This window comes from Polaromonas sp. (assembly GCF_039930745.1).
Taxonomy (GTDB): domain Bacteria; phylum Pseudomonadota; class Gammaproteobacteria; order Burkholderiales; family Burkholderiaceae_C; genus Polaromonas.
The window spans coordinates 1-9,951 of sequence record NZ_JBDTTH010000116.1; the positions used below are offsets into that span (position 1 = coordinate 1).

The window sequence follows — 9,951 nt, forward strand, 5'->3', positions numbered from 1 at the left end:
TGCGGCGAACAGCCGCTTCCCCCCTACGGCTGCTGCGACCTCGGGCCCATCATCCTCACGCGCTTCGTGCGCCACCCCTTTGGCTTCAACGGTGTACCGGACTTCGATTTCGAGGCTTTCACCAAATCAGTGACAACCCAGGTACGCGCGCTCGACAACGTGCTGGATGTGACCTTCTGGCCGCTGCCGCAGCAGCAGGCCGAGTCCGCCGCCAAGCGCCGCATCGGCGTCGGGTTCACCGGCCTGGGCAATGCGCTGGCCATGTTGTGCCTGCGCTACGACGCGCCCGAGGGGCGCGAAATGGCGGCGCGTATTGCCGTCTCCATGCGCGACGCGGCCTACACCGCCTCGGTGGCGCTGGCGAAAGAAAAAGGCGTGTTTCCGAAGTTCGATGCCGAAGGCTATCTGGCCGCAGGCACCTTTGCCAGCCGCCTGCCGGCCGCCTTGCAACAGGCTATCCGCGCCAACGGCATCCGCAACAGCCACCTATTGTCGATTGCACCCACCGGCACCGTCAGCCTGGCGTTTGCCGACAATGCATCCAACGGCATCGAGCCGCCGTTCTCCTGGATGTACCGGCGCAAGAAGCGCGAGTCTGACGGCAGCACGACGGAGTACGCGGTGGAAGACCATGCCTGGCGCCTCTACCGCGAACTCGGCGGCGATGTGGACAAGCTGCCCGGCTACTTTGTCTCGGCGCTTGAGATGTCGGCCGACAGCCACATTGGCATGATGGAAGCAGTGCAACCCTTTGTGGACACAGCGATCTCCAAGACCGTCAATGTGCCGGCCGATTACGCCTACGAAGACTTCAAGGGTCTGTACCAGCAGGCCTGGCGTGCCAAGCTCAAGGGCCTGGCCACCTATCGGCCCAACGCCATTCTGGGCTCGGTACTCGAAACCCATGCAGACCCTGAAGCCATGCCGCCAGCAGCGCCCGCCGTGGACCCGATGCGCACGGTGATCGAAAGCCGTCCCAAGGGTGCGTTGTCGGCAGTGGCGGAAAAGGTAGATTACTGGACGCAGGAAGGGCGCAAGACACTTTATATCGTGGTGTCCTTTCTGCCCGTGCCGGCTGCTTTGGGGGAAGGCACAGTTGAGCGAGCCATCGAATTTTTCATGCCCGTTGGGCAAAGCGGCGAGTCGCAGCAGTGGATTACCTCCAGCATGCGCATGCTTTCGCTGGCGGCGCGTGGTGGTTTTCTGGAGCGTGCGCTCAGCGACATGCGCAAGGTGGCCTGGGACCGCGGCCCGGTGCGACTGGGCACCTACGAGAAAGCCGACGGCACGCGCGTGCCGCTGTGGCACGACTCGGAAGTGGCCGCCATTGCTTATGCCGTGCAGAACATCATCGCGCGGCGGGCCAAGCAACATGCGACTGGCGCATTGGCTGCAATGGAGCCGCAGATCGACATGGCGCTTGCGCCGCCAGTGATGGCGGGCAAGAAATGCAGTGAATGCGGCGCCCACGCAGTGATCCGCAAGGACGGCTGCGACTACTGTACCCAGTGCGGCCACCTCGGTGTCTGCGGATGAATGAACACGCGGTGCCGCTTCCGCGGGTGCGCTCAGGCAAGCCCTCGGCCAGCGAGCGCGCCCAGGTAGACCGCCGCTGGCGAGCGGGCCACCTGTTGCTAGCGCCGCACCGACTGGGGTTTTTTCTCGCGATGGTGATTTTGCTGGCTGCCGGCGCTTGGTGGACTCTGGTGCAACTGGACCGTGTCAGCCCGGCGCTGAGCCTGCCTTATGCGCTGTCGCCGTCGCTGGTGCACGGGGCGGTGATGAGCCTGGGTTTCCTGCCACTGTTCTTTTCGGGGTTTCTATTCACGGCCGGGCCCAAATGGCTGGGCGTGCAGCCCCCGGCGCCCCGGCAAGTGCTGGCGCCCTTGCTGTGCCAGGCAGGCGGCTGGCTGGTCTGGCTGATCGGCGCGCACCTGCATGGCCTGATCGCGCTGGCCGGGCTGCTGCTGGCCGGGGCGGGCCTGGCTTGGGTAACGGCCCTGTTCTGGGGCCTGATCCGGCGCAGCCGGGCCGAAGACCAACTGCACGCACGCACGGTAGGCGTGGCCTGCGTGGTGGGCTGCCTGAGCCTGGCGGGTCTCGCGTTGAGTTTGCTGCTGGGTGCACCTGCGGTGGCGCGGGCCTGCGTGCTGACCGGCTTGTGGGGTTTCATCGTGGTGGTCTATGTGTCGGTGGCACACCGCATGATTCCTTTTTTCACCTCCAGCGCCTTGCCTTTCATCGACGCCTGGCGCCCTTTCTGGGTGTTGTGGTTGATGCTGGGTATTGCAGCCGTCGAGGTGGCCGCCGTGTGGATCGAGTTCGATGGCTCGCCGCAGGGGGCGGCAGGTTTGCTCTGGCTGGCCGCACGAGGCACCTTTGAGCTGGCGGCCGGCGCCGTCCTGATCTGGCTGGCCGTGGTGTGGGGCCTGGTGCAAAGCCTCAAAAACCGCCTGCTGGCCATGCTGCACATTGGATTCCTCTGGTTCGGCCTGGCGCTGGTGCTGGGTGGCGTGTCGCAATGGCTGGGCCTGTTGCAGGACGCCCCTGTGCTGGCCCTCGGGTCGCTGCATGCCCTGACCATGGGTTGCCTGGCTTCGCTGATGCTGGCCATGGTCACGCGAGTGTCCTGCGGCCACAGCGGGCGCGCGCTGGTGGCGGACAAGCTGGTCTGGTCCCTGTTCTGGTTGTTGCAGGCAGCCACGCTGCTGCGCATGGTTGCTGCCGCGCAAAGCGCATGGACGGGCTGGCTGCTGCTGGCGGCCGCGCTGATGTGGGCCGGTGTCACCGGTGTGTGGGGCCTGCGGCTGGGCAGCTGGTATGGCCGGCTGCGCGCCGACGGACGCCCCGGTTGAGGCAGGCCCTGATGAGCCCCCTTGTTGCTACGCTCCCCGCCTCCGTCACGTCTGACGCCGACCAGGCCGTCCTGGCGGCTGCGCTCATGCAGTCGCGCCAGACCATTTTGCCGAAACGGTTGGTGGCACCCGGCCCCGACGCGAAACAGCTTGGCATGATTCTGAACGCCGCCGCTACCGCGCCCGACCATGGGCAACTGCTGCCTTGGCGCTTTGTGCTGGTGCCGCAAGCAGCGCGCGCCCGGCTGGCCGCGGTCTTTGGTGCAGCGCTGGTTGAGCGTGATGCGCAGGCCACTCCTGAACAGATCGCGCAGGCCCGCGAAAAAGCGCATCGCGCGCCCTTGCTTATGTTGATAGTGGTTGATAGCGCGTGTGGCGATGCCGGGATTGATCTGGCTGAACGCACAGTCTCGGCCGGCTGCGCGGTGCAAAACATGCTGCTCATGGCCACGGCTTTGGGGTATGGTTCGTCATTGACCAGCGGCAAGGCGTTGAAGTGCGGCGGGCTGCGTACCCTGTTCGGCCTGGCAAGCGGCGAACATGCCTTGTGTTTTGTCAGCATCGGCACGGCCCAGTCGCGCAAGCCCGCCCGTTTGAGGCCGGTGCCTGCTGATTTTGTGAGCAGCCTTTCTGCCGACGCAGCCGCAACGGAGTGCGAGCCGGCAGACCCTTTTTATTCCCTGTGACTGGATGAAGCCATGGAAATTCTGAGTTTTGACGACCTGCTGCAGGCCGCCCGCGCCCAGCCCGAACCGCAGCGCCTGCTGTTTGTATTTACCGGTGTCGAGTTGCCCGAGGACAGCACGCCGGTGCAGCGCGAGCGTTTCGAAGCCGGCCAGGGTGGCACGCTGGTTCCGCTGATGTGTGTGGACAAACGTCCCGAGGAGCTCAGTTCGTTTGCCGCGCTGGTGCAGGAGTCCCGCCAGTTCGGGCACAACTGGGGCTTGGTGTTTGCCGCCGCCATGTCGGGTTCGGTGAACCGCGCGCCGACCACCGAAGATGCCGAGGAGCCGCTGCAGCGCATGGTCGAGTCCATCAAGCAAGGTCAGATTGGCGCATTTATTCCGTTTGACCCGCAGGGGCAACCGGTGCAGTTCAGCTGACATGGGTGTGCTGCGCCGAGCTACAGGCCCGGCGCCGCTGCCAGGTTTTCATGCGCCGGCAGCGGGCTTCGAAGCGCCTTTTGAAATGCTGGCCGCCTGCCACGAACGTGTGGAGCGCATGCTGGCGTTGCTGGCGCGCCTGCAGCAGCACCTGCTGGCGCAAGGCCGCGACGAGCCGGCTCGCCAGGCGGCTCGCGACGTGATGCGTTACTTTGACCTCGCTGCCCCGCTGCACCACCAGGACGAAGAGCTGCATGTCTTCCCTCCTTTGCTGGCTGGGCCGGATGCCGGTTTGCGATCACTGGTCGAACGCTTGGTGCGGGACCACCGGGCGATGGAGGTGACCTGGCCCGAGGCGCGCCGCGTTCTGCATGAGATTGCCGAGAGCCCGGTGGATGATGGGACGCCGCTCACAGAGCCCCAGAGGGCGGCACTGGACCGCTTCGCCGGCCTGTACGAACGGCATCTGGCGGACGAAGACCGCCTGGCCTATCCCGCGGCGCAGGCGGTGCTGACGGTGAACGCCCTGCGGGCCATGAGTGAGGACATGATGCAGCGCCGCGGGGTTCGCGCCGGCAGCTGATCTCTAGGAGCCTGTCGGACTTGGGAATCGTCGGCTGCAAATCGACCGCAGCGGTCCATTTTTCGCCATCTTTTTGTCCCATCGCTGGGCTATGGGCCTGCAAACCCGGCAAAAACTGTCCTCGCTGCGGCCGATTTTCGCTTTCGACGCCCCAAGCCCGACAGGCTCCTTGCCATGATTAGAGGCAAAATAGCAGGATGAACGCGCCCGACTCCCCCAACGCCCTGGCTGCCCGCAGCGAATTGCCGCAACTCATGCAGGTCATGGGTTTAAAGTCAAAAGTGGCTTCAACCCTTATGGCGCGGGCACCAGCAGCTATTAAAAACAGAGCGTTGTTGGCTTTAGCCGGTTTGCTGCGCAGCCAGGTGGCGCCTCTGCAAACGGCCAATGCCCTGGACCTGGAACGCGCCAAAACCGCCGGCCTGGCCGGGCCCATGCTGGACCGGCTCAAGCTGAGCCCGAAAATCATCGAGACCGTGGCCCTGGGCTGCGAACAACTGGCCGCCATGCCGGACGTGATCGGCGAGATCATCGGCATGAAGCAGCAGCCCAGCGGCATTCGCGTGGGCCAGATGCGCGTGCCCATTGGCGTGTTCGGCATGATTTACGAAAGCCGGCCGAATGTGACGATTGAGGCCGCTTCGCTGGCCATCAAAAGCGGTAATGCCTGCATTCTTCGTGGCGGCTCCGAAGCCATCGAGTCGAACAAGGCGCTGGCGGCGCTCGTACAGCAGGCGCTGACCGGGGCCGGGTTGCCGGCCGATGCGGTGCAACTGGTGCCCACCACCGACCGCGAAGCGGTCGGCCTCTTGATCGCCATGCCGCAATTTGTCGACGTGATCATCCCGCGCGGCGGCAAGGGCCTGATCGAACGCATCAGCCGCGACGCCAAGGTACCGGTCATCAAGCACCTGGACGGCAATTGCCATGTCTATGTGGACGACCCCTGCGACATCGCCATGGCGGTCACCGTGGCCGACAACGCCAAGACCCAGAAATACAGCCCCTGCAACGCCAGCGAGGGCCTGCTGGTCGCGCGCGGCGCGGCAGCGGAGTTTCTGCCGAAAATCGGCGCCATCTACGCCGCCAAGGGCGTGGAGATGCGCTGCGACGCCGAAGCCGAAGCCGTTCTCGCGAAACTGCCGGCAGCCAAGGTGCTGGCCGCCACCGAGCAGGACTGGTACGAGGAATACCTGGCGCCCATCATCAGCATCAAGGTGGTTGCCGGTGTTGATGAGGCGATTGCCCACATCAACAAGTACTCGAGCCACCACACCGACGCCATCCTCACGCGCGACCACATGCATGCTCAGAAGTTTCTGCGCGAGGTGGATTCAGCCAGCGTTTTGGTGAATGCGAGTACCCGCTTCGCAGATGGTTTCGAGTTTGGCTTGGGTGCTGAAATCGGCATCTCGACAGACAAGTTCCATGCGCGCGGGCCGGTCGGCATCGAGGGCCTGACCTCGCTCAAGTACGTGGTGCTGGGCCAGGGCGAAGTCCGCACCTGAAAAAGCCACCGGCCGGCCGGGCGCCGGCAGGCCTCCGCGGCTTACCTCTTGTAACCGCGTCGGGGCACCCCAATCTCCCTAAAATTCGGTCAGCTATCACCGAAGCAATAACAACGTTTCCCCATTGAAAGTGGCCGCATGGTTCCGCACCTCATTACTGCCTTGACCGGCCCCATCAACGAGCTGGAGCAGCGCATCCTGGACACCACGCCGGCGATCGAGCGCTGGTTCCGCCTGGAGTGGATGGAGCACACGCCACCGTTTTACAGCTCGGTTGATGTGCGCAACGCGGGTTTCAAGCTGGCGCCGGTGGACACCAACCTCTACCCCGGCGGCTGGAACAACCTCACACCGGAGATGCTGCCGCTGGCCGTGCAGGCCGCGATGGCCGCGATTGAAAAAATCTGCCCCGAGGCACGCAACCTGCTGGTCATTCCCGAGAACCACACGCGCAACACCTTCTACCTGGCCAATGTGCTGCAGCTCAAGCGCATCTTTCACCAGGCCGGGCTCAATGTGCGGTTTGGCTCGCTCAGCCCGGAGATCACCGCGCCGACCACGCTGACCCTGCCTACCGGCGACCAGATCACGCTGGAGCCGCTGGTGCGCACTGACCGGCGCCTGGGCCTGAAAAATTTCGACCCCTGCACCATCCTGCTGAACAACGACCTGTCAGTCGGCATTCCCGGCATGCTGGAAGACCTCAACGAGCAGTACCTGCTGCCGCCGCTGCATGCGGGCTGGTCGGTGCGGCGCAAGTCGCGCCATTTCCAGGCCTATGAAGAAGTGTCCAAGCGTTTCGGCAAGTTGTTGGGCGTAGACCCCTGGCTGATCAACCCGATGTTTGCCAAGTGCGGCGAAGTCAATTTTGCCGAAGGCACAGGCATGGACTGCCTGACCAGCAACGTCGATGCGCTGCTGACCAAGATCAAGCGCAAATACAAGGAATACGGCATCAACGAGAAGCCGTTTGTCATCGTCAAGGCCGACAACGGCACTTACGGCATGGGCATCATGACGGTGCGCGATGTGAAAGACCTGGACGAGCTCAACCGCAAGGCCAAAAACAAGATGAGCACGACCAAGGACGGCCAGCCGCTGTCCGAAGTCATCATTCAGGAAGGGGTGCAAACCCACGAACGCATCAACGACGCGGTGGCCGAGCCGGTCGTCTACATGATGGACCGCTACGTGGTGGGCGGCTTTTACCGCGTGCACGCCGACCGCGGCATTGACGAGAACCTCAACGCCCCGGGGGCCAGCTTTGTGCCGCTAGCCTTTGCCGATAGTGGCCGGCTGCCGCAGCCGGGCGTCAAACCGGGCTCCAGCGGGCCGAACCGCTTCTATATGTATGGGGTGATCGGCCGCCTGGCCATGCTGGCGGCCAGCTACGAGCTGGAAGCTACCGATCCGGATGCTGAGGTGTACGATTAGGTTCACCCCTATCGTTCTCACTCCGCTGCGCTCCGTGTAGTTCCTTTTCCCCTCCAGGGGACGCCGCATTGCGTCCGGCAAAGCCGGTTCGCTGGCTGCTGCTGGAAAAGGCAGATGAGGAATGGCACCCTGTTGTTCACTCCGCTGCGCTCCGTGTAGTTCCTTTCCCCCTTCCAGGGGACGCCGCAAGGCATCCGGCAAAGCCGGCCTGCCCGCGGCCGCTGAGGAAATCGGGGAAGGGCTTGCCTCCCGTGGCCGCTCAAACCGCTCAATTTTGAGCCTTTTTGGCCTCCAGCCCTTGATTGGCGGGAACTCTTTGCTATCAAAAACAGAGTGGCCGCCGTTTCCTGCGGTGCTTCGCTTCCGCACGCTTGATGCCGCACCCCGGTTACAAGTTGTTGCAGTGCAACAAAATACCGGATTCTCGCGATTAGGGGCCTGTGCTGCTTGCCGGATGTGGGGTGAGGCGCAAAATAGCATCCTCCAAGACAACCCTTTCTCGCCGTTGGGGCAGCATGACCCCGGCCCCGCGAGAATTTTTTTGTGTCCAGTAAAAAATCATCTCTTGCGGCGCTCACCTTGGGCGCCATCGGTGTCGTCTACGGCGACATCGGAACCAGCGTCCTGTATGCCATCAAGGAAGTCTTCGGTTCCGGGCATGTGGCCTTCACGCCCGACAATGTCTACGGCATCCTGTCCATCTTCTTCTGGACGCTGAGCGTTATCGTGTCTTTCAAGTATGTGTTGCTGGTGCTCCGCGCCGACAACAACGGCGAAGGCGGGCTGGTCGCGATGCTCGCGCTGGCGTCTCAAGCGGTCAAAGACAAGCCCGAGTTGCGGCGCGTCCTGCTCATCATTGGCATTTTCGGCACCGCGCTGTTTTACGGCGACGGGGTCATCACTCCGGCCATCTCGGTCCTGTCCGCTGTCGAGGGGCTGGAGGTGATTTCCCCGGCATTCACCCGCTTCGTCATTCCCGCCACGCTGGCCATCCTGTTCGGCCTGTTCTTCGTCCAGAAGCGCGGCACGACAGGCATCGGCAAGTTTTTCGGGCCGATCACCCTGGTCTGGTTTGGCGTGCTGGCCTTGCTGGGCATCGCCCAGATCATCACCAACCCGGTTATCCTGAAAGCCCTGAGCCCGCATTACGCCTTGATGTTCCTGTGGTTCAACCCGGGGACGACGTTCATCATCCTGGGCGCCGTGGTGCTGTGCGTGACGGGTGCTGAGGCGCTGTATGCCGATCTCGGCCATTTCGGCAAAAAGCCGATCCGCCTGGCCTGGTTCTCGGTGGTGATGCCGGCCCTGACACTCAACTATTTCGGTCAGGGCGCGCTGTTGCTGGGGAACCCGGCGGCCGTCAAAAATCCCTTCTACCTGATGGCGCCAGAGTGGGCGCTGGTGCCGCTGGTCCTGCTGGCCACGATGGCCACGGTGATCGCCTCGCAGGCCATCATCACCGGTGCATTCAGCGTTACCAAACAGGTGATCCAGCTCGGTTACCTGCCGCGCCTGAACATCCAGCACACCAGCGTCCGCGATACCGGCCAGATCTACATTCCCTTCGTGAACTGGACCCTGTTCATCGCGATCGTGATGGCCGTTGTCATGTTCCGCTCGTCGAGCAACCTCGCGGCGGCCTACGGCATTGCCGTGACGGCCGACATGCTGATCACCACCATCCTGACCTTCTTCGTGATCCGCCACGCCTGGAAATACCCCTTATGGCTGTGCGTGGCGGCCACGGGCGTTTTCTTCGTGGTTGACTTCGCCTTTTTCGCTTCCAACCTCATGAAGCTTTTCGCCGGCGGCTGGTTCCCCATCGTGATCGCCGCCGCTGTATTCACCTTGATGATGACCTGGAAGCAGGGGCGCGCCTTGCTCAATGAGAAGCTGCGCGCCGATGCCATCGACCTGCCCAGCTTCCTCGAAGCCGTGTTCATCAGTCCGCCGGCCCGCGTCGCCGGCTCGGCCGTCTTCCTGACCGCCGAACCGGGCGCTGTGCCCAATGCGTTGCTGCACAACCTCAAACACAACAAGGTGCTGCACGAGCAGAACCTGTTTGTCACGGTGCGCAACCATGAGGTGCCCTGGATAGGCATGGACAAGCGGCTGGCGATCGAGTCACTGGGCCATAACTGCTGGCAGGTGGTGATTCACTACGGCTTCAAGAACGACCCGGACCTGCCCAAGGCGCTGGAGCAGATGCGCACGCGCGGCTGCGAACTGGAGGTCATGACCACCAGCTATTTCCTGTCGCGGGATGTGGTGGTTCCAAGCATAGGGAGCGGCATGGCGCCGTGGCGCGAGAAGCTGTTTGCGCAGATGCACCACAACGCCAGCGGCGCGGCGGATTTTCTCAACCTGCCTAACAATTCGGTGGTGGAGCTGGGCAGCAAGATCGAAATTTGATGGGCGGATTCAAGTACGAAGTGCATCGTTCAGAAATAGGGTGGGCCAAGAGCAAA

General features: G+C 63.4%; 7 protein-coding genes and 1 pseudogene. All 8 read left to right on the forward strand.

Annotated elements, in window-relative coordinates:
* Positions 1-1,536, forward strand: a pseudogene (locus ABI660_RS21375) (ribonucleoside reductase); the annotation flags it as partial.
* Positions 1,533-2,855, forward strand: a complete 1,323-nt coding sequence (locus ABI660_RS21380; RefSeq protein WP_348071924.1) for an NnrS family protein — start codon at positions 1,533-1,535, stop codon at positions 2,853-2,855. The pseudogene ABI660_RS21375 and the gene ABI660_RS21380, both read left to right, overlap by 4 nt.
* A gap of 11 nt (positions 2,856-2,866) precedes the next feature.
* The gene (locus ABI660_RS21385) at positions 2,867-3,541 is read left to right on the forward strand and encodes a nitroreductase (protein ID WP_348071926.1); all 675 of its coding nucleotides are present in this window, start codon (positions 2,867-2,869) and stop codon (positions 3,539-3,541) included.
* Between the two features lie 12 nt (positions 3,542-3,553).
* The gene (locus ABI660_RS21390; protein ID WP_348071928.1) at positions 3,554-3,958 is read left to right on the forward strand and encodes a ribonucleotide reductase subunit alpha; all 405 of its coding nucleotides are present in this window, start codon (positions 3,554-3,556) and stop codon (positions 3,956-3,958) included.
* Positions 3,959-4,043: 85 nt separating this feature from the next.
* Positions 4,044-4,541 carry a hemerythrin domain-containing protein gene (locus tag ABI660_RS21395; RefSeq protein ID WP_348071936.1) on the forward strand — a complete coding sequence of 166 codons (498 nt, stop codon included), beginning with the start codon at positions 4,044-4,046 and terminating at the stop codon, positions 4,539-4,541.
* A gap of 197 nt (positions 4,542-4,738) precedes the next feature.
* Positions 4,739-6,049, forward strand: coding sequence for a glutamate-5-semialdehyde dehydrogenase (locus ABI660_RS21400; protein ID WP_348071930.1), 1,311 nt, complete (start codon positions 4,739-4,741; stop codon positions 6,047-6,049).
* A gap of 138 nt (positions 6,050-6,187) precedes the next feature.
* The gene (gshA, locus tag ABI660_RS21405; protein ID WP_348071932.1) at positions 6,188-7,483 is read left to right on the forward strand and encodes a glutamate--cysteine ligase; all 1,296 of its coding nucleotides are present in this window, start codon (positions 6,188-6,190) and stop codon (positions 7,481-7,483) included.
* A 543-nt stretch (positions 7,484-8,026) separates the two neighbouring features.
* Positions 8,027-9,895: a potassium transporter Kup gene (locus tag ABI660_RS21410; RefSeq protein WP_348071934.1), complete on the forward strand. Its 1,869-nt coding sequence runs from the start codon at positions 8,027-8,029 to the stop codon at positions 9,893-9,895.
* Positions 9,896-9,951 lie beyond the last annotated feature (56 nt).

Excerpts from the sequence above, each read along its gene's own strand:
- ABI660_RS21385 (WP_348071926.1), top strand. The coding sequence starts at position 2,867 with ATGAGCCCCCTTGTTGCTACGCTCCCCGCCTCCGTCACGTCTGACGCC.
- ABI660_RS21395 (WP_348071936.1), top strand. The coding sequence starts at position 4,044 with ATGCTGGCCGCCTGCCACGAACGTGTGGAGCGCATGCTGGCGTTGCTG.
- ABI660_RS21380 (WP_348071924.1), top strand. The coding sequence starts at position 1,533 with ATGAATGAACACGCGGTGCCGCTTCCGCGGGTGCGCTCAGGCAAGCCC.
- ABI660_RS21390 (WP_348071928.1), top strand. The coding sequence starts at position 3,554 with ATGGAAATTCTGAGTTTTGACGACCTGCTGCAGGCCGCCCGCGCCCAG.
- ABI660_RS21400 (WP_348071930.1), top strand. The coding sequence starts at position 4,739 with ATGAACGCGCCCGACTCCCCCAACGCCCTGGCTGCCCGCAGCGAATTG.
- gshA (WP_348071932.1), top strand. The coding sequence starts at position 6,188 with ATGGTTCCGCACCTCATTACTGCCTTGACCGGCCCCATCAACGAGCTG.